Annotated in this window: 2 protein-coding genes; one reads left to right on the top strand and one right to left on the bottom strand. The window is 59.0% G+C overall.

Features of this window, described 5'->3' with window-relative positions; genetic code table 11:
- A partial coding sequence (locus AWU74_RS13545; RefSeq protein WP_368853465.1) for a DNA-binding domain-containing protein occupies positions 1-171 on the bottom strand: 171 nt, incomplete at its 3' end.
- 232 nt (positions 172-403) lie between these two features.
- On the opposite strand from AWU74_RS13545, the gene AWU74_RS06925 reads away from it, so the two are divergent.
- Positions 404-731: pyridoxal-phosphate dependent enzyme (locus AWU74_RS06925; RefSeq protein ID WP_162504982.1), on the top strand; the 328-nt coding region annotated here is incomplete at its 3' end.

A 731-nucleotide genomic window follows, 5' to 3' on the forward strand; every position in this document is an offset into this window, starting at 1 on the left:
CTTCGCGGCTTCCAGCACGGAGGCGACGTCGCTCCGCGTCAGCCCCGCCCCGATTTTCATGATTCGGTCGGCAATATCGCCCGCCGTGTATGACCTTACGTTGACGACCTGCGCCCGTATGTCCCCCTCGGCTTTGGTCAGTTCGTTGTCCTCAAGCGTGTACTCAAGCATGTTTCTTCCTCTATAGTGTTGCGTATGTTAAAACTGCCGCCATCATAGCGCTTCCCGGGGAAGATAGATAACGGCAGGGGGCATTCGCGCCGATAGCGGGGGAAGCACCCGCGGACTTCAGCCTTGTTTTTCGGGCGGCGTTGCGCCTGAGGAGTCGCGGCGCCGGAACCTCTTGACAATACAGAGCGGCGCGTGATATGTTCCCTCCGCCAGGTGAACAGGGGCTGTGTTTGTGCAGACGGTTTTTGATTTGGTGGGAAACACGCCGCTTGTCGCGCTGCGGAGAATCTCTCAGGGATTAAACGGCGTGTCGCTTTTCGCAAAGGCGGAGTTTCTTAATCCCAGCGGGTCGGTAAAGGACCGTGCGGTAAAGGCGCTCATTCTGAGCGGCATTGAACAGGGACGCTTAGTCGGCGGAAAAACCATCGTTGACGCGACAAGCGGCAACAGCGGCATTTCTTACGCCATGTTTGGCGCGGCAGCGGGGTTTCCGGTAACGCTGTACGTGCCCGCCAATGCCAGCCGCGAGCGGAAGGCTATGATGCGGTATTTCGGCGCGG

It is taken from the genome of Treponema endosymbiont of Eucomonympha sp., assembly GCF_001028545.1.